This is a genomic window from Pseudomonas sp. ML2-2023-3 (genome assembly GCF_037055275.1).
GTDB lineage: Bacteria > Pseudomonadota > Gammaproteobacteria > Pseudomonadales > Pseudomonadaceae > Aquipseudomonas.
The window spans coordinates 3,543,181-3,564,963 of sequence record NZ_CP146343.1 but is presented as its reverse complement, the minus strand read 5'-3'; the positions used below and the strand labels follow the sequence as shown (position 1 = coordinate 3,564,963).

The following is a 21,783-nucleotide window of genomic DNA, read 5'->3' as shown; positions in this document are numbered from 1 at the left end:
TCCCATTACGAGCGTCCAGCGATGTAATCGTCGATATGTGAGAAGTTGCGCGTGCGCGTCATCCATCCCGTCAGCAAGGCAAAGAGCACACTTGTGCCCAGGGCGAGGTTACGTTGTCGGCGTTTTTGGGCCGGAGTACGTGCTCCGCTAAAGATCAGTACGACCATGCACAAGAAGTAGACGGTGAACAGGAGGAGCTTTGCATAAAGCGCCAACAGGAAAAAAATCGAGAAGCCATTGTGGCGCACAGTTTGAATCACGACCTGGAGTAGCATCAGGCCCAATATCGCTGCTGCGGCTATCTGAGCTGTCTGAGTAGGCAACTCAAGCCAGGCTGACGCGATGAAGTATGTGGCGGCAGCCATAAAGGGCGTCAACGTCGTCCATAAAGCGTCGGTATAGCAGCTGTAAATGGTCATTGAGCCTCGTGAATGAAGCCAGATACACACAACCAGCAACAGGCTCATGATCAACACAGCAATTTTTACCGTCCGCCAATCCGTCGAGTCATCCGTTGCGTTGTTGGAGGTCGTTGCTGACGGCTGTTGGTCTGACACTGCACTGGATTGTTGCCCTTGGCTCACAGTCGCTGCTGGTATGGCGGCGAGTTGAGACTGCTTTTGTATCGTTTTTGTGGCTTCTGTCGCAGCCTGAGCGACCGCTCCAGGGGCGGGTGTTGTATCCAGGACTTTTAGACGGGTTGTCATCGTCTCGTTAACGCATGCCTGAGTCACGCAGGCGTCACGATGTTTCAGCCACTTACGCTGATCGGCACGGTACTGGGTTTTGTTCTTGCTAGACGCCAAACCAGCAACGTAGGCAGAGTTAAGTTGCTCGTCTAAACGCTCAAGATGAGGGTTGCTGCATATCTGGCTTTCAGCAAAGGTGCTGGCTTTTGTGCAATCGAAACTGGTCGCGTGGGTTGAGGCGGTTATCAGGCAAATTACAAAAAACGAAATGCTCAGTAGTCCCGTACTCAGACGAGTCATGGATAATCCCTTAAATTCAAACTGAAAAAGCCGGCCGCAGGGACCGCAATCAGGTAGTCCTTGAAGCCATTGCCATCATTGAGCCATCAAAGTATGAAGCGAGCGAAGGGTAAATTGCGAGATTTAAAACATGGAAGGGAGCTCTGAGACGCTCTTGTTCGAACGTGATCGACCAAGCGCAAGAGCTACCAAGTCGGACTGACTCAAGCTTGCGTTGCGAAGCTCTCCCGTAAATCGAACTCAGGATGTACTGAAAAGGTTGGGCTGGAGTGAATATGAGAGAGAAATTCGGACAACAAAAAACCTGCACAAGGCAGGTTCTATGCGGGTTTCAGAGACCTCTTGGGAAGTCTTGAAACAGAGAAGTGGTGCCCGAACCCGGAATCGAACCGGGACGCCCTTACGAGCGGGGGATTTTAAGTCCCATGCGTCTACCAGTTTCGCCATTCGGGCGGTAGCGCTGTGAAGCGGGTCAGGAAGGAAGGTGCTTTAGAAGTCAAAGTACTCAAGAGCCTGCGTGACAGGTGGACGAATATATAGAGCCTGCGCCGATGAGGCAAGTTCGATAGCGTTCATTCTGGTACATTTTTTTGCCTGCCAGCTGAGTAAAACCTTCGGAAAATCATAGATATACCGAGCGGCTCAAGGTTTGTGCCGCTAAGACGGTCGTTTCTTGGGGGCTGGTCTAGGCTGCATGCACGACGATTAAAGAAGTGGATGTGATGAATACGAGTGTGGTTTACGCATTGGCTGCAGCGGCGCTGTTTGGGGCCAGTACGCCTCTGGCCAAGGTACTGGGGGCCGAGGTTCCACCGGTGATGCTGGCGGGTTTGCTGTATCTGGGCAGCGGGGTGGGGCTGCTGCTGGTGCGCTGTATTCGCGATCGAGGCTGGAAGGCGTCTGGCTTGAGTGCAGGCGAGTGGCCCTGGCTGGGCGGGGCGATTGTGTTTGGCGGGATTTTGGGGCCTGTGGCCTTGATGTTCGGTCTGACCCTGACCAGTGGCGCCACCGCGTCGCTGATGTTGAATCTTGAACCCGTACTGACGGCACTGTTGGCGTGGGTGGTGTTCAAGGAAAACGCCGATCGGCGGATTGTGCTGGGCATGCTGGCGATTATCGCCGGGGGTGTTGTGTTGTCCTGGCCTTCAGGCATGGCGTCAAGTGTGTCGCTCTCCTTGCTCGGGCCGCTGGCCGTCGCGTTTGCCTGTTTGTGCTGGGCGATTGACAACAATCTGACGCGCAAGGTGTCTGCCTCGGACGCGCTGTTTATTGCAGGGGCCAAAGGGTTGTTCGCAGGGCTGGTGAACTGCGCGATCGCGCTGATGATGGGCGCAAAGATTGCGCCACTTGCGGTGCTAAGCCCGACATTGCTGATCGGCTTTTTGGGCTACGGTGTCAGTTTGGTGCTTTTTGTACTGGCATTGCGTGGCCTGGGGGCTGCGCGGACCGGAGCGTATTTCTCGACAGCACCTTTCCTGGGCGCGGCGATCTCCATCCTGGTTCTGGGTGAGTCGGTGTCGGTGCTGTTCTGGGTCGCGGCGGCGTTCATGATGTTTGGCGTCTGGCTGCACCTGACCGAGCGCCATGAGCATGTCCATTTGCATCAGCCGTTGGAGCACACCCATCGGCATGCCCACGACGAACATCATCAGCATGAACATGATGAAGAAGTCACCGGGAACGCCCCCCATAGTCATGCCCATCAACATCACGTGATCAGTCATAGCCATCCGCATTTTCCGGATATTCACCATCGACATCGGCACTGAGTGGCTGCGTGATAGATTGAGTCGCAGGGACGCCGTAACACCCAGACCTTCAATGGAGCTATAAAGCACCCATGTTCGAACACATCGACTTCAATTACTTGCTGGCAACCTATGGTTATCTGGCCATTTTCATCGGGTGTCTGCTGGAGGGTGAAACCATCCTGCTGCTGGGCGGGATGGCCGCGCACCAGCATGTGCTCAAGCTCTTGCCAGTGATTGGTTACGCCAGTCTGGCGGGGATGCTGGGTGATCAGTTGCTGTTCTGGATCGGCCGGTATTTCGGCGCTCGCCTGCTGCCGCGCCTGCACAAGCAGCAGGCTGTCATCGACCGGGTCACTCAAATGATCAATCAGCATCCTGCGGTATCGATTTTTTCGGTGCGGTTTCTATATGGCATGCGGCTGGTCGGGCCGATGGTGATTGGGGCCTGCAAGGTTTCGCCTTTGAAATTCACCTGCATCAACGCGTTGGGCGCTGCCATATGGGCAACGCTGTTTGCCAGCGCCGGGTATTGGGCCGGGGAGTTTCTGGAAGGGATGCTGGGCGACCTCAAACCGTATCGTTTGCCGATTGCGCTAGGGGTCATTGCGCTGATGGTTGCCGTGGCCGTGGCACGTCATTACCGGGCGAGAAGCAAGGCCGTCAAATCACTTTGACGGCACGGCCGATGAATTGAATCGGGCCAGTAGGCTTTCCAGTCGTCGAGCCGTTGGGACCTTCAAGGGTCAGCTCAAAGAGTTGATTGGGCTCCAGCGGTGGCAAGCGATCCAGTGGCAATGACAAGGTTTGTCCAGGCTTGACCAGCCCCAGGGACACGGGGCCATCCCAGCCATCGCCCTTGGTCCAGAACTCCAGCGCCTTGTCGTTGGGCACCTGTGCGGTGCCCAACGGAATAAGCTGGATTTGTTGGCGGTTACTGGCCTGGATCACCCAGCCTGGTGCCTGATTTTGCGGTGCGACCAGTACCACCATGTAAGCAGGCGGTGAAGCTGTCGGGGCTGCGGTCAATAACACCGTGCCCAGCACCAGGGTGGCCGCCAGGCCCGCAGCTGACAGGCCGCGCCACAATGGCAGCAGGTTCCACCAGGATGTGCTGGCCTGAGTCCGGGGTACAGGGACATTCAACGCGTTGAGACTGCGTTCGATTCGAGGCCACAGCTGCCTGGATGGCGTCTGTGCGGGCACCAGGTCGTTGAGTGGCAACAGGCGCGCTTCCCAGCGCTGCACCGCTGCTTGCAGGTCGGCTTCATGGGCCAGGCGCTGCTCGACTGAACGCCGCTGTTGCGCGTCCAGGGTTCCCAGCACGTATTCGCCCGCCAAAGCATCAAGGTCGGCCGGGTCGTTGTCTTCAGGTTTGAAAGTCATCCCATGCACTCGCGCAAGGCGCTCAAGCTGCGTTTGATCCAGGCTTTGACCGTGCCCAGGGGCGTGGCCAGTTTTTCGGCAATTTCGGCGTGGGTATAACCGTCGACGTAGGCATGCACGATGCACGTACGCCTGGCGGGTTCGAGTTGTTCGAGGCAGCCGTAAATCCGCTCGGAGCCCGTTCGCCATTCAAGGGCATCCTGCGCCTGACTGCCATCGAGGTCGGCCAGGGGCTGTAGTGCCAGTTCGCTGTCTTCGCTGACTTGAAGCTCAAGGCGATTGTCGCGCATGAAGTTCAGAGCCAGATGCCGTGTCACGCTGAAAATCCAGCCCCGTGCCGACCCGCGCTGAGGGTCAAAACTGGGAGCGCGCGTCCAGATCTTGATAAAGGCGTCATGCACGATGTCCTCGGCCAGAGCGTTGTCGCGGGCAATGCGCCTGGCAACACCGAGCAGTCGTGCGCTTTCCTGGGCATACAGGGCAACCAGCGCCTGCCGTTCACCGCGGGCGCAGGCGAACAGGCAGGCTTCATAGTCAAACAATGGCTCAGGTAGCGTCACTGTATTCAGCCGTTAAAGGTGGGACATCCCCGGGGCATTACCCCAGGCTCCATCGGAGCAGCGTAGACGAGAAACGCTACAAGCCACGGATCTTAACGGCTGGCCCAGAAAATGTAGTCAGCCTGATAAGGAACCACCTGGCGCTGGCCCTTGTTGACGGCCGTGCATTCGCTGCTGGGAGCCACGCCGCCTTTGAGGGCGACACGCTGGATATAGCTCACGCCGCTCATGGCGCCTTTGCCTTCAGCCGGATTGGCCTTGACCAGTTGGTACGGCAGATTGCCTGCGCCGGCGGGAGCTACCGCGAGCTGGGTGCCCGTCACTTTGGAACCGTCCAGGGCTTGCCAGGTGGCTGGCGGGCCAAAATAGGTGCCGACTTGTTTACCATTTGTGTCGTTGAGTTGGGCTTTTGGACCGACAAAAAACCATTCCATCTGACCGGGCGCATTGGCTTTTTCTTTGCACTCGTAAGTGATTTCGCCTACGCCAACTGTCGTCATCGCCATCTTGTGTCCGTCGGGAACCCTAATGTTTTCGGGCAAATCAGCCTGGGCATAGGCGACGGGCACCCCGACAAACATCACGGCGGCAAGTGTAACGCTGGCATGGCTGATCAAGCGTTTTACGTTCATGTACCTATCTCCTGATGGGTTAACAGCGTAGTGGCTGTTACAGGTACTACCCGTAGGCGAGGGGTTTGGATGCAGTTGCAAAAAATAAACATGAAAGGCAAAGTCCGGGACCCGGTTGCGTGACTGAGCCCTTGGCCTAAGCTTTGAGTTACAGGCTCAACGCCACGGGTTTCAAGGCATTGGCAACACGCTCGCGAAGCCGGTCCGATAATAAAAGGAGATCTGGATGTTTATCCGTTTATTGATCCTTGCCAGTGTGCTGGTGAGTGGCACGGTGCAAGCTGTTGAAGTTCCAAGTCCCCTTGAACAGGATCGCGGCAAAGCTCGTCCATTGGTGATTGTTGCCCGTGCCGAGGCTGATCCAACCCTGGTAGCCCTCAAGAAAGCACTCGAAGACCCGGCCACCAAACAGGCTTTCAACGAACGCAACATGGTGCTTTATACAATTGTCGGGATCACTGGCAAACGTGATGGCAAGGACCTTGAGCCCCAGAGCACGATGTCGATGATTCGCGGACTCAAGCCGGGGATGATCATTGACAAGGCCAAAGTGATCCTGATCGGCAAGGATGGCGAAAAGAAAGTCGAGACAGTCGGCGACGTTGATCTTGGCGAGCTGTTCAAAACCATCGATGCCTTGCCTTCGACTGAAAAGGAAACCCAGGCGCCGGTTGCGGTCGAGACTCCAGTCAAGGGCGCTGCTGCGGGCAAGTCGGCCAAACCGGCAAAGCAGGTCAAGGCCCTGGAAGACTGAGAGGTCATTGAAAGACAGGCAAAAAAAGGCCCGCTGGGGGAAGCGGGCCAAATGGGATTCACTAAGGAGTGGATCCAATCTAGGCCCGGCGATGTGAAAGTGGTGTGAAAATCCCGTCGTCAAAACGAAAGTACACATTCAAATGTGTGTGGTAAAAATAGAGCCCAGCTGTAGCGCAATGCCAGCACTGTAATCCGATAGGGTGAGTCAACCGCTCCTCTGACTGCCGGATACCCTCATGCCGTTCTCCCTTGAACTGATTACTGCCTTCGCACTGTTTGCGTTTGTCTCATCCATCACGCCCGGGCCCAACAACACCATGCTGCTGGCATCGGGCGTCAACTTCGGGTTCAGGCGCACCATTCCCCACGCGCTGGGCATCAGCTTCGGCTTCATGTTTCTGGTACTGGCGGTAGGGCTGGGGCTGGGCGGTGTGTTCAAGGCCGTGCCTGTGGCCTATACCGTGTTGCGTTACCTGGGCGCGGCCTACCTGCTGTACCTGGCCTGGAAAGTCGCCACGTCAGGGCCGGTTTCGGATTCGGATTCTGCCCAGGGCAAACCTTTGGGGTTCTGGGGTGCAGCGGCGTTCCAGTGGGTCAATCCCAAGGCCTGGGTGATGGCCGTCGGTGCAATCACTACCTACACGCCGTCCCAGGGGTACATCGCCAATGTGTTCATCATCGCCCTGGTCTTTGCCGTCATCAACTTGCCCAGCGTGTGTGTCTGGGCAGGCTGTGGCAGCGCGTTACGCAGTGTTCTGACCAAGCCAAAATGGTTGTTGGCGTTCAATCTGACGATGGCAACTCTACTGGTGGTGTCGCTGTATCCGATTCTGTTTGATGTTCATTGAGCCACTCCTGACTCAGGGTTGGCGTGTCGCCCAAATACTCCAGTAACCAGCTCATGGCCGGGGAGTGATTTTTTTGCGACCAGGCAATGCATGAAGGGCTGGCCGGGAAGGGCCGTTGCAAGTGCAGCGCCACCAGCTTGCCCTGTTCAATCAAGGGCTGGGCCAGGTGGGCAGGGACCATGCCGACGCAGAGCCCGTCGCTGAGGCAGGCCAGCCCCGTTGCCCAGTCGGGCACCATCATTCTGCGCTGGTTGTCCAGCGTCCAGGTGTCCCGTTTGGGCAGGCTGCGGGAGGTGTCATCCATGCACAGTGAAGGGAAGGGGCGCAGGTGATCATCGCCCAGCAACCCCACAACCGAAGCCAGGGGGTGCTGTGGGCTGACCACGCACAGCCAGTGCAGAAAGCCCATGTCGCGAAAAGCAAAGCTGCCCGCCACCGGCACTGCTCGCGTGGCGCCGATAACAATGTCGGTGCGACCGTCCACCAGCGCGTCCCACACACCGTTGTACACCTCGTACTGGACAATCAGCTCCACGTCGGGAAAGTGCCGATAGAAATCGATCACCATTTGCCGGCAGCGCGGATGCTTGATGATGGAGTCCACGGCCACCCGCAATTGACCGCTCCAGCCATTGGCAACCTGCTGGCACAGGCGACGGGTGCCCAGCATTTTTTTCATCACGTCGCGGGCTTCTTTGACAAACATCTGCCCGGCGGGCGTCAGCTCCACATCCCTGTGGCGACGAACAAACAACGGAACGGCCAGCCACTGTTCCAACTGGCGAACGGTGTAGCTGACGGCTGAGGGGACGCGGTGCAGCTCCTGGGCCGCACCACTGAAACTGCCGTGGCGGGCTACCGCATCAATGACATCCAACGAGTATTCGGACCACATGGGTTTGCCTTCAAAAAATTCGATGCCAGTTGGCAATTATTATCGCTTCACAAGCTGATCCTCGGCTGGATAATGGGCGGCAGTCAACAAATTGTTTGATGGCAAGTTTTTGGGTGCACATGAAGAATTCTTTTGGTTTTACCTGTTATCTGGCCGGGCTCAGCATGCTCGGCTACCTGGCGATGGATATGTACCTGCCTGCATTCGGCGCTTTGCGCAGTGAATTAGGGTTGTCTGCCGGCGCTGTGGGCGCGAGTCTGAGTATCTTTTTGGCCGGTTTTGCAGTGGGACAGTTGCTCTGGGGGCCGTTGTCGGATCGCCTGGGTCGCAAGCCGGTGCTGCTGGCGGGGCTGTCGCTGTTTGCGCTGGGGTGTGGGGGCATGTTCTGGGTTGAGAACAGCGTGTTGCTCTTGAGCTTGCGGTTCATCCAGGCCATCGGTATCTGTGCGGCGGCCGTTACCTGGCAAGCACTGGTGATTGATCGCTACCCGGCCGACAAGGCCAGCCGTGTATTTGCCGGGATCATGCCGCTGATGGGGCTCTCACCGGCGTTGGCCCCTTTGCTGGGCGCCGTGGTCTTGAGTCACTTGGGCTGGCAAGCGATCTTCGCAGTGTTGCTGGGCCTGGCGGTACTGCTGATCATTCCCACGCTGATGCTCAAGGAAAAAGCGCGCACAACACCCCGGACGGTAGCGTCAGGCGTGAGCTATTGGCAGCTTCTGCGCTCGGCACCGTTTAGTGGCAACGTGATGATCTTCGCCGCTTGCTCGGCCAGCTTCTTTGCCTGGTTGACGGCATCACCTTTTATCCTGGGCGACATGGGCTACAGCCCGAGCGATATAGGCTTGAGTTACGCGCTGCCCACCCTGGCGTTTCTGGTCGGTGGCTACAGCTGTCGCAGTGCACTGCTGCGGGTCAGTGGCAGTACGCTGTTGCCCTGGTTGCTGGTCGCTTACTGCGCGAGCATGGTGGGGCTGTATCTGGTGGCCACGCAAACCGAGCCAACGCTGACCACCTTGCTGATTCCGTTTTGTTTGATGGCACTGGTTAACGGTGCGAGTTATCCCATTGTGGTTGCCAATGCCTTGATGCCGTTTTCGGAAAATTCCGGCAAAGCGGCTGCATTGCAAAACACCATGCAGCTTGGCCTGTGTTTTCTGGGCAGCCTGCTGGTTTCGGCGTTTATCAGTCAGCCACTGCAAATCACCGTTGAAGTGATGCTGGCAACTGCACCCTTGGCGGTGCTGGGTTACTTGATTCAGCGGCGCAAGGCAAATGCCAAGGCATTCGTGACTTCCTGAAGGTAGCGGCAGGTGGAAAATCTGTAGCCGCTGAGGAGTAGAACGAGGCTGCGATCGGCTGCGGAGCAGCCGTAAAACCATGGTTCGCGATTCTTCAGGTGGCACGCGATTGCCGGGTTTTGCGAGGAGTGCCTCCTCGATCGCAGCCTCGCACGGCTCGTCAGCGACTACAGGTTTCGCTACCCATCCCGTGCGTAGTCGCTGACGAGCCGTGCGAGGCTGCGATCGGTTTGGTGCGCCACTGCGACGAAGCAGTCGTAAAAACGGAGTTCATGATTTATCAGGCATACCGGGTGTTCCGGGTTTAGTGAGGTCAAAGACGGATCAGGCCACATCCACCAGCACGATTTCGCTGTCTTCAATGGCTGTCACGCGCAGTACCGACTCATTGACCACCGCCACGCCATCACGGGCGCTGGCACGCAGGCCGTTGACTTTGATCACCCCGGTGGCAGGTACCAGATAGGCGCGGCGGCCACTGTCCAGCCGATACTCGGCTGTTTCTCCGGCCTTGAGGTTGGCGGCGACCAGGCGTGCATCAGCGCGAATACCCAGGCTTTCGTGGTCCCCATCCTTGCCGCTGGCCAGTGTCACAAAGCCTTCGCGCTGGCCCTTGGGGAAGGGCCGGGCGCCCCAGGACGGTGCCTCGCCTTCCTTGTTCGGGATGATCCAGATCTGGAAGATCCTGGTCGGTGTCGACTCCATGTTGTATTCGCTGTGAGCAATGCCGGTGCCCGCACTCATGACCTGGACATCGCCCGCTTCAGTGCGGCCCTTGTTGCCCAGGTTGTCCTCGTGGGTGATTGCACCTTCACGGACATAGGTGATGATTTCCATGTCGCGGTGAGGGTGCTTCGGGAAACCGGTGCCAGGGGCGATAACGTCGTCGTTCCACACCCGCAGGTTGCCCCAGTTCATACGCTGTGGGTCGTAGTATTCGGCGAATGAAAAGTGGTGATGGGCGTCCAGCCAGCCGTGGTTGGCACCGCCCAGGGTAGTGAAGGGTCTGAGTTCAAGCATGATACGTCTCCTGTTCAGGTTGCCCGTGGGTGTGAACGGCTACCCGGTTGATAATGGTGTGATTCTCTGTCAGGAACATATCGATAAAAAGCTTAAAAAATGCGTGTAACCAATCTAATAAATAGATGTCTAGTGTTGTCTCTAAATAGGCTTTACCTTCACTGCCTGCCCTAAACGGCTGATGCTCAAGCAATTAGCTAGATCTCTGTGCGCAATGGGGCGACCATAGCCCATCCGCCCGGACAGCCTCACACCCTGGAGTCAGCGTGCCGCAACACACCCCCGAACTGCCTGAAGAACTTGCCCCCATTACCCAATTGCCATTGTTCAAGCGCCTGGCTGCGCGATTATTTGGCAGTGGTTTGAACCGTTTGCGGGCACAACATGCTGCGTCCTGGTTGCAAGGCCAGGCGGACGGGTTTCGCAGCGGGCACAGTGCCGGGGTCGATTACGGCTTTTCAGAGGGTCATGCCGAAGGCCTGGAAGAGGGCCGTCAGGTGCTGTTTATCAGTGACACGCGCCCGCAGGAGCTGCGGGCGCCCGGTATCGATGACAACCTGTTCGATGACTGGCGGCTGCCGCTGGGGCCAGAACTGAAAAAGCAGATCAAGGCGGATGTTGCCGCCATCCTGCCCGAGCACGCTCAGCCCAGTGCCGCACAGTGGAAGATGATCTTCAGCGATACACCATCCACCTCCGTGGTCGCGGGTGCCGGGGCAGGGAAGTCGACGTCGCTGGTGTTGCGGATCCTGCTGCTGACCCACTACCTGGGTTTTGAGCTCGATTCGATGACCGTCGTGACCTTTACCCGCGAATCGCGCAAGGATTTCATCAAGAAGCTGCAAGAGATTTTTGCCTTGTGGGGCCGCACCCTGTCGCTCAAGGAAGCCCGGGATGTAGTGCGCACCTTTCACTCGCGGATTTTGCCCATGGTGCGCAGCTTGCCCGGCTATTCCCGCTTGCAGGCCTTCGAGACCCTGAACACCCGTAGCCTGCTCAGCGATGAAGATGCCGACAGCAACCCGTTTGACCTGCGCATCAACGATGCCCAGCGTCAGCAGCTCAATGCCTGCTACCACGGGCTGTACACCCGCGATGAGCGCTTTCGCCAGACCCTGGCACCTCTGCGCATGCATGCCTTGCAGCTCAAGGAGCTGGAGCGCGACCATCCTGAAGTGCAAAAGCGCATGGCCGTGACCGAGCTGGCCGCCAAGCGCGATGAAGAACTCTGCGACACCCTGGAAGACTTGTGGTTTGCCGCCGGTGCGTGGCCGATCAAAGGTATCGAGCCCAATCGCGAAACCGTCGAGATCAATGGCTCGCAGTTCCATTGCCACGGTTACATTGCCGAGCTGGATGCCTGGGTAGTGCTGGGCTTCGATCCTCGGGAGAATCCGCAGATTTGCCGTCCAGGTGCCCGGCTCAGTGTGCGTGCCGAGTGGGCAGTAAAGCGCACTCTGTTTCGAGCTTTCTGCGGTAAGCCATTGATTTGGCTAGATAGCTATGACTCTGCCAAGCGTGTTATCAGTTCAATGGCGGGTGATGCCAGCGCAGGCCCGGGCTTTGATTACAAGCTCAAGGGTGAGTTGGGTTCAGCGCCGCTGCTCGACAGTTTTGTCGCGGCGGCAAGCTTTATCGAGAACCTGGGGCTCGACGTGGCGGCGGCGGTGGGCGATATGCGCTTTGCCAAGGAAGACCCGGACCGTTTCTTCTTTGAGGCCTTGAGCCTGTACTGGCGGGCGCTGGAGGATCATCTGCTGGCCCAGACGCCCCCGGTCATGACTTACAACCGCATGTTCTCCCTGTTTGGCGAAAATACCCCGCAGAATTTCAAGCTGCTGAGCCATGAGCAACTGCGCCCGCTGTCCCATCTGATGATCGATGAGTTTCAGGACGTCTCGCCGCAGATCGTGTCCTGGTTGCGCGCCAGCTTGCGCGAAATCCGCAGTCGTGGACCGGCGATGCATGTGGGGCGCGGGGCCCAGCGCTCATCGCTGCTGTGTGTCGGGGATGACTGGCAATCGATCTACGGCTGGCGAGGCAGCTCGCCCAAATACTTCATGGAGTTCAACAAGGAATTCCCGTCGCCCGCGACCACGCGGGTGATGCTCAGCGACAACTTCCGCAGTCATCAGCACATCATCGATGCGGCCGAGCATATTGTGCGCGCGGCGCCCTCCATTGCCGGCAAAAAGGCCAAGGCCAGTGGCGAGCCCAAGACGCCAGTTCCGGTCAATGTGCTGCATCGCGACGATCAGGGGTTGGCTGCGCGCCTGATCGAGCATTACAACGCCGGTGACAGCATCTTGATGTTGTATCGAAAAAGTAGCGATAAGCTATTGATAGAAAAGAATATTCAGTCTGTAGTTAATGTTGATTCAAGGTTGGCGCCTGAGGATCGCAGGCTTAAGCAACTGACCTATCACAGCTCCAAGGGATTGCAGGCGGACGCCGTTTTCTTGCTGGGTGACTGCCAGCACCTGACGTCTTCGCCCTACAAGAATCAGGTGTATCGCATGGCTGGCCTGGGCAAGGACGCAGACCCTGAGCCTTATGACAGCGCCCAGAAAGACGAAATTCTGCGGCTGGCCTATGTAGGCATCACCCGGGCGGTCAAGCACTGCTATTGGTATCTGGAAAATCAGGATGCCCAGGGACCGAATGTCCCCAAGGCCTCTGATCGTGTGCCTCAAGGCAAGGCGTTTTTTGAGGATTTGCGGGCGTAATCTTCAGCAAACGTCGAAACGGCAAGGCCGTCCATCTGCCATCCGCCCTGGATGGCATCACCGCACCCGAATGACCGCACTCGAATGAGTAGGGCTCAGCAACATCGAGCCCACGTTTCTGCGTGTCCGCCATTCCGTGTCCTTCGACCGTTGTCTTGTGTGCGATGCCATCCGAAAACATCAAGTGACTGAGTGTGCCTGGTGTGGGGCTGTGTTATTCGGCAATGTTAAAAAATGTTAGATGAAAAAATAACTTCACATAATCTGATCATTGGTGGATTATCTGCTCAATCCGCATGACAACCTGAAAACAACATAAAACAGGATTGCGACGATGTTCGAGACTACGCCCAGCCGCCTTGTCGCCACTTCTTCTGTGGCTGGCACCGCCATCACCATCGATCCAGTCTTTCCCCTCTCTGCACACGTGGACAATGCCCTGCACCTTTGCGGTCAGGCCGTGCCCGCAGCTTTTCTCTGGAGTACCCCATGAATAACAAGAATGTCGGCGTTATCGGTCTGGGCGCGATGGGACTGGGCATAGCCCGTTCGCTGTTGCGCAGCGGCTTCAACGTGCATGCCTGTGACGTGCGCGAAGCCGTCACCACGCAATTTGCCAGCGAAGGCGGTGTGGCCTGCACTTCACCGGCTCACATGGCCGGTGAGTGTGATGTGATCATCACCGTTGTGGTGAATGCCGAGCAGACCGAAACCGTGTTGTTCGGTGAAGGTGGCGCCGTGGCTGCATTGCGCCCGGGGAGTCTGGTGATTGGCTGTGCCACTGTCGCGCCGACCTACGCTGTGGAACTGGGGCAACGCCTGGATGAGAAAGGCTTGCTGTATCTGGATGCGCCGATCTCCGGTGGCGCCGCCAAGGCTGCGGCGGGCGAGATGACCATGATGACGTCCGGCCCGGCTCCGGCCTACGCCAGGGCCGATGGGATCCTGGCAGGCATGGCCGGTAAGGTCTATCGCCTGGGTGATGTTCATGGCCTGGGTTCCAAGGTCAAAATCATCAATCAATTGCTGGCCGGCGTGCACATCGCCGCTTCCGCAGAGGCGATGGCCCTGGGGTTGCGCGAAGGGGTGGATGCCGATGCGCTGTATGAAGTGATCACCCACAGCGCCGGTAATTCGTGGATGTTCGAAAACCGCGTGCCGCACATTCTCAAGGCGGACTACACGCCTTTGTCCGCCGTCGATATTTTCGTCAAGGATCTGGGCCTGGTTCTCGATACCGCGCGGGCCAGCAAGTTTCCGCTGCCGTTATCGGCAACGGCACATCAGATGTTCATGCAAGCTTCCAGCGCGGGTTTTGGCCGCGAGGATGACTCGGCCGTGATCAAGATCTTCCCGGGCATTGAGCTTCCGAAAGCCAAACCTGAATCCGTTTGAGGGCCGCGTCATGACTACTTCCATCGCCCGCCCGTTGCTGGGGTGCATCGCCGATGACTTCACTGGCGCCACGGATCTGGCCAATATGCTGGTACGCGGTGGCATGCGCACGGTGCAAAGCATTGGCATTCCCGGTAGCGAAGTCGCCGCCGGGTTCGACGCCGATGCCATTGTGATCGCACTGAAATCCCGCACCATGCCGACCCAAGACGCTGTCGCAGAATCCCTGGCGGCGTTGAACTGGTTGCGAGAGCAAGGTTGCGAGCAGATTTTCTTCAAGTATTGCTCCACGTTCGACTCCACAGCCGCCGGGAACATCGGCCAGGTCAGCGAAGCATTGCTCGAGGCGCTGGGCAGTGATTTCACCCTGGCCTGTCCGGCATTCCCGGAGAACGGGCGAACCATCTTTCGTGGCCACTTGTTTGTGCAGGATCAACTGCTCAGTGAGTCGGGGATGCAGCACCATCCGCTGACGCCCATGACCGATGCCAATCTGGTACGTGTCCTGCAATCCCAGACCACCCTGAAGGTCGGGTTGCTGCGCTACGACAGCATTGCACTGGGCGCTGAACACGTACGCGGAAAAATCGCCGAATTGCGGGCGCAAGGTATTGGCATGGCCATCGCCGATGCATTGAGCGATGAGGACCTTTACACCCTGGGCACGGCCTGTGCCGACCTGCCTCTGCTGACCGGTGGTTCGGGTCTGGCGCTGGGGCTGCCGGAAAACTTCCGTCGCGCAGGCAAGCTGAGGCAGCTGGATGCGTCGTCCTTGCCCACGGTTTCGGGAGGGGAAGTGGTCCTGGCGGGGAGTGCCTCTGTCGCGACCAATGGGCAAGTTGCTGCGTGGCTTGAGTCTGGCCGACCGGCCTTGCGCATTGACCCGTTGGCCCTGGCAGCCGGAGAGCCGGTTGTTGCCCAGGCGCTGGCTTTCGCCAGGGAACACGGGCAGACCGTATTGATCTATGCCACCAGCTCGCCGGACGAGGTCAAGTCGGTGCAACAGCAACTGGGTGTCGAGCAGGCTGGCAGCCTGGTAGAGCGCGCCTTTGGCGACATTGCCAAAGGTCTGCTGAGTACTGGCGTGCGTCGCTTCGTGATCGCAGGCGGTGAAACCTCGGGCGCGGTGGTGCAGGCGTTGGGGGTGCAACTGTTGCAGATCGGGGCGCAGATCGATCCGGGCGTGCCTGCCACGGTCAGCAGCACCGATGAGCCTTTGGCGCTTGCGCTCAAGTCAGGCAATTTTGGTTGCCGGGAATTTTTCGACAAGGCTTTGAAGCAACTGGCCGGAGGTGCGCAATGAGTCGCGAAGCCGCATTGCGCGAGGAAATTTGCGACGTGGGTCGCAGCCTGTATCAGCGCGGCTACACCGTGGGCAGCGCTGGCAATATCAGCGCCCGTCTTGACGATGGGTGGCTGATTACCCCCACCGATGCCTGCCTGGGTCGTCTTGATCCAGCGGCCATCGCCAAGGTCAACCTCGCGGGAGAGTGGGTGTCCGGTGACAAGCCGTCGAAAACCCTGGCCCTGCATCGTCAGGTCTATGACCGCAATCCAGGCGTCGGTGGTGTGGTGCATACCCATTCCACCCATCTGGTGGCATTAACCCTGGCCGGGGTATGGCAACCGGATGACATTCTGCCGCCGTTGACGCCTTACCAGGTGATGAAGGTCGGGCACATCCCATTGATCGGTTATCAACGGCCGGGCTCCCCAAAGGTGGCCGAGCAAGTCGCGCAACTCGCCAACAGCGTGCGGGGCGTGATGCTCGAACGGCTCGGCCCGGTGGTCTGGGAGAGCTCCGTATCCAAGGCCAGTTATGCCCTGGAGGAGCTCGAGGAAACGGCACGACTGTGGCTGATGAGCGACCCGCGTCCGCAGCCGCTGGATCAACTCGCCCTGGATGAATTGCGAGAAGCGTTCAACGTTCACTGGTAGGGCCGATACACCGCTAATGCAGGCTATGCCCGGGAGCAGCAGTGCTACTCCTGTGGGGAGCGGCTTGCCTGAAAACAATAACAACAGGACTGACCTCATGGCATACGATCACCGTATCACTCATGTTTTAAGTGGCATTCGCCCACCCTTCGTTCAACCTGGAGCGCGGCAGTCATGAGCCCGTTCATTCTGATGTTGACTGCCGGAGCCGGGATCGCGCTGTTGCTGTTCCTGGTGCTCAAGTACAAGTTTCAACCTTTCGTGGCCCTGATGCTGGTCAGCATTCTGGTGGCATTGGTGGCCGGGGTGAAACCGGCGGATCTGGTGGCAACCATCGAAGGCGGCATGGGCAAGACCCTTGGTCACATTGCGATCATCATCGCGCTGGGCGCAATGATCGGACGGATCATCGAGCTTTCCGGCGGTGCCGAGGCACTGGCCAAGACGTTGATGGAGCGCTTCGGCAACCGTCGCACGCCGTTGGCGCTGACGGTTGCCGGTTTTATCATTGGTGTACCGGTGTTCTTCGAGGTCGGGGTGATCATTCTGATGCCGCTGGCTTACGGAGTGGCGCGCAGAGCTCGTAAACCGCTGTTGGTGTTTGCGTTGCCGATGTGCGCGGCGCTGCTCACCGTGCATGCTTTTTTGCCACCCCATCCGGGCGCTGTCGCGGCGGCAAGCCAGCTGGGGGCTGACCTCGGTCGTGTGCTGATGTTCGGTCTGCCGATCACGGCCTTCCTGTGCTACGTCGGCTACCGGGTGGCCGGGCGCATGACGCGCCGCTTCTACCCGATGAGCGATGACATTCGCGCTGAAGTCTATGGCCCGCATGTGACCAACGAAGACTTGGCGGCATGGACCAATGGCCAGTCAACCGACACGGTAAAAGCGGCTGTCGCCGAGACCCACATGGGGCTGGAGGAATCCACCAGCAGTATCGTTTCCAGGCTGCCGCCGGCACCGCCGCCCGGCTTTGCACTGATTTCAGGCCTGATCCTGTTTCCCATCGTGCTGATCCTGCTGGGCACTCTGGCTAACTCGTTGCTGCCCCCGGAATCGACCTTGCGCGGGATCATGACCGTGCTCGGCGCACCGCTGGTGGCGCTGTTGCTGGACACCTTGCTGTGTGCCTGGCTGCTCGGCTCGCGCCGTGGCTGGAGCCGCACCCAGGTTTCTGATGTCATCGGTTCGGCCCTGCCTGGCGTGGCCATGGTCATCCTGATTGCCGGTGCAGGGGGTGTATTCGGCAAGGTGCTGGTCGACACCGGGATCGGCGCGGTGGTCTCCGACATGTTGCGTACCACAGGGTTGCCCGTGCTGGCCCTGGGGTTCCTGCTGACCATGTTGCTGCGTGCGGTACAAGGTTCGACCACTGTGGCGCTGGTGACTACCGCAGGTATCATCAGCCCGCTGATCGTCACCCTTGACCTGACGCCCAACCACATGGCGCTGCTGTGCCTGGCCATGGGCGGTGGCGGGTTGGCCATGTCGCACATCAACGACGCGGGCTACTGGATTTTCACGAAACTGGCCGGGCTCAACGTCGCGGACGGTTTGCGCACCTGGACCGTGATCACCACGTTGCTGGGCACGCTCGGCTTCTTGATCACGCTGGTGATCTGGCCATTTGTCTGACCCATTTCCCAAGGAGTTAACATGCCTCGTTTTGCTGCCAACCTCAGCATGCTGTACCCGGAGCACGCTTTTCTGGATCGTTTCGCCGCGGCGGCGGCTGATGGTTTTGAAGCGGTGGAGTATCTGTTTCCTTACGACTACAGCGCCCAGGAGCTCAAGCAGCGCCTGAGCGACAACGGCCTGGTCCAGGCCATGTTCAACGCGCCGCCCGGAGACTGGGCGGCGGGAGAGCGGGGCATTGCAACCTTGCCGGGCCGCGAACATGAGTTTCGCTCGGGCTTCGACCGCGCGCTGGAGTACGCCGCAGTCCTGGGCAACAGCCGTATCCATGTGATGGCGGGGTTGCTGCCTTCGCCAGCCGAGCGTGCACGCCACCATGGCGTGTACCTGGAAAACCTCTCGTACGCGACGGCTCAAGCGAGCCAGGCGGGCATCACCGTGTTGCTGGAGCCGATCAATACGCGAGACATGCCCGGGTTTTTCCTCAACCGCCAGGATCAGGCCCACGCCATTTGCAAGGAGGTGGGCGCGGCCAATCTCAAGGTTCAGTTCGACTGCTATCACTGCCAGATAGTGGAAGGGGACCTGGCCACCAAGCTTCGTCGCGACTTTGACGGGATCGGTCACATTCAGATTGCAGGTGTGCCTGATCGTCATGAGCCCGATTTGGGGGAGCTCAATTACCCGTTCCTGTTCGACCTGATGGACGAGTTGGGCTATGACGGCTGGGTCGGCTGCGAGTACCGCCCCAAGGGAGACACTTCGGCGGGGCTGCAGTGGTTACGGGAGTGGAGGGCACGCTGATCAGGCGTTCACTCAAGTGATTTCTGCCGCTGTGGGAGCGGGCTTGCTCGCGATGATCGTTAACGATGACGCGTATTGACTGAGTCAATGCGCCCCTCTGAAGACCATCGCGAGCAAGCCCGCGCCCACAATTACAATTGCAGCCAGTACCGGCGCTGTTTGTCAGGCCGGCTTTTGATCGCCCGGTAACAAGAGTTCGATACCCTGCTTGCGAATCCCGTCGGCTGCCGCGGCCGCAAGGGCATCATCGCTGATGATGATGTCGAACTGCTCAAGCCCCGCGATCTTGTACATGCTGAACGTGCCGTACTTGGAGCTGCTGGCGATCAGCACCACTTGCGAGGCTGAATGCATCGCCACCTGCTTGACCTCCACCTTCAACGCCGAAGGGGTGGTGATGCCGCGGCGCAAATCCCAGGAACTGGTGGAAATAAAGGCGACGTCCGTGACTATCTGGCGCAAGGTCGCGACGGCCAGGTTGCCGACACAGGAATGGTTGGAGTGATCAAGCTGCCCGCCGGTATGAATGACCGTCACCTGGGGGGCGTCCAGCAAGGCTTGAACCACGCCAAAATCGTTGGTCACTACGGTCATGCCCGTCAGTGCCTTCACATAGGGCACAATTTCCAGCGTGCTGGTACCGGCATCCAGGTACACCGTCATGTCGGCATGCAGAAGTCGGGACGCGAGCCTGGCCATGGCTTGCTTTTGCGGCAACTCGACCACTGCCTTGAGCTGATGACTGGGCTCGCTGTGCAGTTGGCTGGCAATCCGTACACCACCCGTTACCGAATAGGCGCGCCCCTCTTGCTCCAGCAAGGCGATATCGCGGCGTACGGTCATGTGCGAGCAGTCGAACATCTCCATCAACTGATGGACACTCAGTATCTGGTGCTTGCGCAATTGTCGCAGGATCAGCTCGCGGCGCTGGTCAGGAATCACCGGTGCGGTGCTTGGGGCTGCGGTGTCCTTTTGGCTGGGCATTCGGTGCTCCAAGGGGGTAGGGCTGCGTGTTTCGCATGTGCGTGCATAGTAGCGAATCCGCTGCCTGATCAGTAGTGCCAGGGCTCAATGAAGGTGTGGATTTACAGGGAGATAATGACGAATCAAGGACATGGTTTTTATCCTCCAGGCCGGGAAAATTGCTCTGGATGGCTCGACGGTCAAGAATGCCTGTCAGTGATTGTTGCAACGTTTCAGGCAAAAGTGGCCACTACGTTTCAGTACGTATAGATACACTGCGCGGGTCACCAATTCGCGACAGGCCTGTTTAATGAGTGATGTCCGTAAAACAAAAAAGTGAAGGAACTTCTTTTGATCAATACCCTGCTTGCCAAAAACAACCACGCCCGTGCTATTGGTTTATCGGCCCTTGCCCTCTTGATCGGGGGCTGCAGCAGCGGATACCAGCCACCTGATAAAGCCTCCGAATTGCCCCCTGCACCCGAGATTTCCTCGGGCTTTCGGGCTGGCATGGCCCCCGTGCATGCAACCCGTCACATGGCCGCGGCAGCCAATCCATTGGCAACCGCTGCAGGGCAGCAGATGCTGCGCAAGGGTGGATCGGCAATTGATGCGGCCATCGCCATGCAAGCCGTGCTCGCACTGGTAGAGCCCCAGGCAAGCGGCATCGGCGGCGGTGCGTTCATCGTGTACTGGGACGGCAAGCGGGTTCAGGCCTTTGATGGCCGGGAAACGGCCCCGGCAGGTGCCACCAGCCATATGTTCATGGGTAAAGACGGCCAGCCGATCCCTTTTACGCAGGCCCAGATCGGCGGGCGTTCGGTGGGCGTGCCGGGGGTGCTCAGAGCGCTGGAAATGGCCCATCAGCAACATGGCAAACTGCCTTGGCGTGACCTGTTCCAGCCTGCCATTGAACTGGCGCGCGAAGGGTTTCCTGTCTCCAAACGCCTGCATACCCAAATCACCGCCGACCCCTTCATCGCCGCTTCACCGCAAATGTCCAAGTACTTCCTGACGGACCAGGGGCAGCCATTGCCGGTCGGCACACTGCTTAAAAACCCTGAGCTGGCCCAGACCCTGGATGCCATCGCTACACGCGGGGCAGACGCCTTCTACCAGGGCGCCGTGGCGCAGGGGATGGTGAATCAGGTCAGGTCCCACACCAACCCCGGCACCCTGTCCCTGTCCGACATCAGCAGTTACCGGGCCATAGAGCGTCAGCCAGTGTGCGGTGACTATAAACAGTGGCAAGTCTGCGGCATGCCGCCGCCGTCTTCAGGTGGCGTTGCCGTGCTGCAGACCCTGGGGATTCTCGAAGCCCTGCAAAAAAAATCGCCAGCGCTGGATCTGGCCACCCTGCAACCCGTTCCGAGCAAGACCCGGGCAGGCCTGGAACCTGCGGTTAGCGCCGTGCACCTGATCTCGGAGGCCGAGCGTCTTGCTTACGCCGACCGGGCGCTGTATCTGGCAGATAGCGACTACGTGCCGGTCAATGTGAAAGGGCTGACCGATAAAGCGTATTTGCAGGCCAGGGCATCTCTTGTTGGCGAGCGAAGCATGGGGCGCGCCCAGGCGGGGACTCCCGCAGGGATGAACCTCGCGTTGGCACCGGATCGATCACCACTGCGTATTTCCACCTCGCAAATTGCAGCCGTTGACGATCAGGGCGGCGCCATATCGATGACCACCTCGGTTGAAGCTGCATTTGGCTCACATGTGATGACCAACGGCTTTATCTTGAACAACCAACTGACTGATTTCTCCTTTGTCCCTGAGGAAAACGGCAAGCCGGTGGCCAACCGTATCGAGCCGGGCAAGCGACCTCGTTCTTCAATGGCCCCGACACTGGTATTCGATCGAAAAAGTGGCGAGCTGGTTGCCACCATTGGTTCTCCGGGTGGCTCCCAGATCATCGAGTATGTGAACAAGGCGGTGATTGGCCTGGTGGACTGGAAACTCGATCCTCAGCAGGCGATCAATCTTCCCAACTTTGGTAGCCGCAACGTGGGCACAGAAGTCGAGGCCGGCCTTGTCAGTCCGGCACTGGTGCAGCAGTTGAAGGATCGAGGGCACGATGTGTCCGTCATCGAGATGACCAGTGGCACCCAGGTTATCGTTCGCGATAAGCAAGGCTGGGCCGCCGGTGCCGATCCTCGCCGTGAAGGCACTGCATTGGGGGACTGAGCC

At 58.7% G+C, this 21,783-nt stretch carries 19 protein-coding genes and 1 tRNA gene; 12 read left to right on the top strand and 8 right to left on the bottom strand.

Annotated features, from left to right (window positions below; genetic code table 11):
- Window positions 1-5: 5 nt before the first annotated feature.
- Together V6P94_RS16345 and V6P94_RS16340 are read right to left on the bottom strand one after the other, a co-directional pair.
- Window positions 6-989: a lysozyme inhibitor LprI family protein gene (locus tag V6P94_RS16345; protein WP_326397859.1), complete on the bottom strand. Its 984-nt coding sequence runs from the start codon at window positions 987-989 to the stop codon at window positions 6-8.
- Between the two features lie 366 nt (window positions 990-1,355).
- Window positions 1,356-1,442, bottom strand: a tRNA-Leu gene (locus V6P94_RS16340).
- 269 nt (window positions 1,443-1,711) lie between these two features.
- Here V6P94_RS16340 and V6P94_RS16335 point away from each other — a divergent pair.
- On the top strand, window positions 1,712-2,758 hold the full coding sequence (locus V6P94_RS16335) for a DMT family transporter (protein WP_219261823.1): 1,047 nt from the start codon (window positions 1,712-1,714) through the stop codon (window positions 2,756-2,758).
- A gap of 71 nt (window positions 2,759-2,829) precedes the next feature.
- Window positions 2,830-3,414, top strand: coding sequence for a DedA family protein (locus V6P94_RS16330; RefSeq protein ID WP_219261824.1), 585 nt, complete (start codon window positions 2,830-2,832; stop codon window positions 3,412-3,414).
- Here V6P94_RS16330 and V6P94_RS16325 read toward each other — a convergent pair.
- The 3 genes from V6P94_RS16325 to V6P94_RS16315 all read right to left on the bottom strand — a co-directional run bounded on the left by V6P94_RS16325 (window position 3,401) and on the right by V6P94_RS16315 (window position 5,315).
- Window positions 3,401-4,123, bottom strand: a complete 723-nt coding sequence (locus tag V6P94_RS16325; protein ID WP_338647707.1) for an anti-sigma factor domain-containing protein — start codon at window positions 4,121-4,123, stop codon at window positions 3,401-3,403. The two genes, V6P94_RS16330 and V6P94_RS16325, sit on opposite strands and share 14 nt — an antisense overlap.
- The gene (locus tag V6P94_RS16320; protein ID WP_219261826.1) at window positions 4,120-4,683 is read right to left on the bottom strand and encodes a sigma-70 family RNA polymerase sigma factor; all 564 of its coding nucleotides are present in this window, start codon (window positions 4,681-4,683) and stop codon (window positions 4,120-4,122) included. Before V6P94_RS16320 ends, V6P94_RS16325 begins: the two co-directional genes overlap by 4 nt.
- Before the next feature lie 92 nt (window positions 4,684-4,775).
- Window positions 4,776-5,315, bottom strand: a complete 540-nt coding sequence (locus V6P94_RS16315; RefSeq protein ID WP_219261827.1) for a DUF3455 domain-containing protein — start codon at window positions 5,313-5,315, stop codon at window positions 4,776-4,778.
- A 226-nt stretch (window positions 5,316-5,541) separates the two neighbouring features.
- Between V6P94_RS16315 and V6P94_RS16310 the strand changes: the two genes are divergently transcribed.
- Both V6P94_RS16310 and V6P94_RS16305 read left to right on the top strand, forming a co-directional pair.
- Window positions 5,542-6,069 carry a DUF4174 domain-containing protein gene (locus V6P94_RS16310; protein ID WP_219261828.1) on the top strand — a complete coding sequence of 176 codons (528 nt, stop codon included), beginning with the start codon at window positions 5,542-5,544 and terminating at the stop codon, window positions 6,067-6,069.
- Window positions 6,070-6,307: 238 nt separating this feature from the next.
- Entirely contained in the window at window positions 6,308-6,919 is a 612-nt protein-coding gene (locus V6P94_RS16305; protein WP_133078010.1) for a LysE family translocator, read from the top strand.
- Here V6P94_RS16305 and punR read toward each other — a convergent pair.
- Entirely contained in the window at window positions 6,855-7,814 is a 960-nt protein-coding gene (punR, locus tag V6P94_RS16300) for a DNA-binding transcriptional activator PunR (RefSeq protein WP_219261829.1), read from the bottom strand. The genes V6P94_RS16305 and punR overlap by 65 nt on opposite strands.
- 119 nt (window positions 7,815-7,933) lie before the next feature.
- On the opposite strand from punR, the gene punC reads away from it, so the two are divergent.
- Complete coding sequence (gene punC, locus V6P94_RS16295) at window positions 7,934-9,115, top strand: purine nucleoside transporter PunC (protein ID WP_326397863.1); 1,182 nt, start codon at window positions 7,934-7,936, stop codon at window positions 9,113-9,115.
- 324 nt (window positions 9,116-9,439) lie between these two features.
- On the opposite strand, the gene V6P94_RS16290 is transcribed toward punC, so the two are convergent.
- Window positions 9,440-10,135: a pirin family protein gene (locus tag V6P94_RS16290; RefSeq protein ID WP_326397864.1), complete on the bottom strand. Its 696-nt coding sequence runs from the start codon at window positions 10,133-10,135 to the stop codon at window positions 9,440-9,442.
- Between the two features lie 266 nt (window positions 10,136-10,401).
- On the opposite strand from V6P94_RS16290, the gene V6P94_RS16285 reads away from it, so the two are divergent.
- The 6 genes from V6P94_RS16285 (at window position 10,402) to otnI (ending at window position 18,633) form a co-directional block, all read left to right on the top strand.
- Window positions 10,402-12,861 (top strand): UvrD-helicase domain-containing protein, encoded by a 2,460-nt coding sequence (locus V6P94_RS16285; RefSeq protein ID WP_326397865.1) that lies wholly within the window; start codon window positions 10,402-10,404, stop codon window positions 12,859-12,861.
- A gap of 477 nt (window positions 12,862-13,338) precedes the next feature.
- Complete coding sequence (gene ltnD / locus V6P94_RS16280; RefSeq protein WP_326399070.1) at window positions 13,339-14,256, top strand: L-threonate dehydrogenase; 918 nt, start codon at window positions 13,339-13,341, stop codon at window positions 14,254-14,256.
- Between the two features lie 10 nt (window positions 14,257-14,266).
- Window positions 14,267-15,559, top strand: coding sequence for a 3-oxo-tetronate kinase (otnK, locus tag V6P94_RS16275; protein WP_338647700.1), 1,293 nt, complete (start codon window positions 14,267-14,269; stop codon window positions 15,557-15,559).
- Window positions 15,556-16,194, top strand: a complete 639-nt coding sequence (locus V6P94_RS16270; RefSeq protein WP_219261833.1) for an aldolase — start codon at window positions 15,556-15,558, stop codon at window positions 16,192-16,194. Before otnK ends, V6P94_RS16270 begins: the two co-directional genes overlap by 4 nt.
- 174 nt (window positions 16,195-16,368) lie before the next feature.
- Window positions 16,369-17,829, top strand: a complete 1,461-nt coding sequence (locus tag V6P94_RS16265) for an SLC13 family permease (RefSeq protein WP_219261834.1) — start codon at window positions 16,369-16,371, stop codon at window positions 17,827-17,829.
- A 21-nt stretch (window positions 17,830-17,850) separates the two neighbouring features.
- Window positions 17,851-18,633: a 2-oxo-tetronate isomerase gene (gene otnI / locus V6P94_RS16260; protein ID WP_326397867.1), complete on the top strand. Its 783-nt coding sequence runs from the start codon at window positions 17,851-17,853 to the stop codon at window positions 18,631-18,633.
- A 162-nt stretch (window positions 18,634-18,795) separates the two neighbouring features.
- Here the strand turns inward: otnI and V6P94_RS16255 are convergent, their stop codons facing one another.
- Entirely contained in the window at window positions 18,796-19,617 is an 822-nt protein-coding gene (locus V6P94_RS16255) for a DeoR/GlpR family DNA-binding transcription regulator (RefSeq protein ID WP_133078020.1), read from the bottom strand.
- Between the two features lie 330 nt (window positions 19,618-19,947).
- On the opposite strand from V6P94_RS16255, the gene ggt reads away from it, so the two are divergent.
- Complete coding sequence (gene ggt, locus V6P94_RS16250) at window positions 19,948-21,780, top strand: gamma-glutamyltransferase (RefSeq protein WP_405046690.1); 1,833 nt, start codon at window positions 19,948-19,950, stop codon at window positions 21,778-21,780.
- Window positions 21,781-21,783 lie beyond the last annotated feature (3 nt).

Excerpts from the sequence above, each read along its gene's own strand:
- punC (WP_326397863.1), top strand. The coding sequence starts at position 7,934 with ATGAAGAATTCTTTTGGTTTTACCTGTTATCTGGCCGGGCTCAGCATG.
- V6P94_RS16270 (WP_219261833.1), top strand. The coding sequence starts at position 15,556 with ATGAGTCGCGAAGCCGCATTGCGCGAGGAAATTTGCGACGTGGGTCGC.
- V6P94_RS16265 (WP_219261834.1), top strand. The coding sequence starts at position 16,369 with ATGAGCCCGTTCATTCTGATGTTGACTGCCGGAGCCGGGATCGCGCTG.
- V6P94_RS16335 (WP_219261823.1), top strand. The coding sequence starts at position 1,712 with ATGAATACGAGTGTGGTTTACGCATTGGCTGCAGCGGCGCTGTTTGGG.
- otnK (WP_338647700.1), top strand. The coding sequence starts at position 14,267 with ATGACTACTTCCATCGCCCGCCCGTTGCTGGGGTGCATCGCCGATGAC.
- V6P94_RS16305 (WP_133078010.1), top strand. The coding sequence starts at position 6,308 with ATGCCGTTCTCCCTTGAACTGATTACTGCCTTCGCACTGTTTGCGTTT.
- V6P94_RS16325 (WP_338647707.1), bottom strand. The coding sequence starts at position 4,123 with ATGACTTTCAAACCTGAAGACAACGACCCGGCCGACCTTGATGCTTTG.
- V6P94_RS16330 (WP_219261824.1), top strand. The coding sequence starts at position 2,830 with ATGTTCGAACACATCGACTTCAATTACTTGCTGGCAACCTATGGTTAT.
- V6P94_RS16290 (WP_326397864.1), bottom strand. The coding sequence starts at position 10,135 with ATGCTTGAACTCAGACCCTTCACTACCCTGGGCGGTGCCAACCACGGC.
- V6P94_RS16345 (WP_326397859.1), bottom strand. The coding sequence starts at position 989 with ATGACTCGTCTGAGTACGGGACTACTGAGCATTTCGTTTTTTGTAATT.
- V6P94_RS16255 (WP_133078020.1), bottom strand. The coding sequence starts at position 19,617 with ATGCCCAGCCAAAAGGACACCGCAGCCCCAAGCACCGCACCGGTGATT.
- punR (WP_219261829.1), bottom strand. The coding sequence starts at position 7,814 with ATGTGGTCCGAATACTCGTTGGATGTCATTGATGCGGTAGCCCGCCAC.
- otnI (WP_326397867.1), top strand. The coding sequence starts at position 17,851 with ATGCCTCGTTTTGCTGCCAACCTCAGCATGCTGTACCCGGAGCACGCT.
- V6P94_RS16315 (WP_219261827.1), bottom strand. The coding sequence starts at position 5,315 with ATGAACGTAAAACGCTTGATCAGCCATGCCAGCGTTACACTTGCCGCC.
- V6P94_RS16310 (WP_219261828.1), top strand. The coding sequence starts at position 5,542 with ATGTTTATCCGTTTATTGATCCTTGCCAGTGTGCTGGTGAGTGGCACG.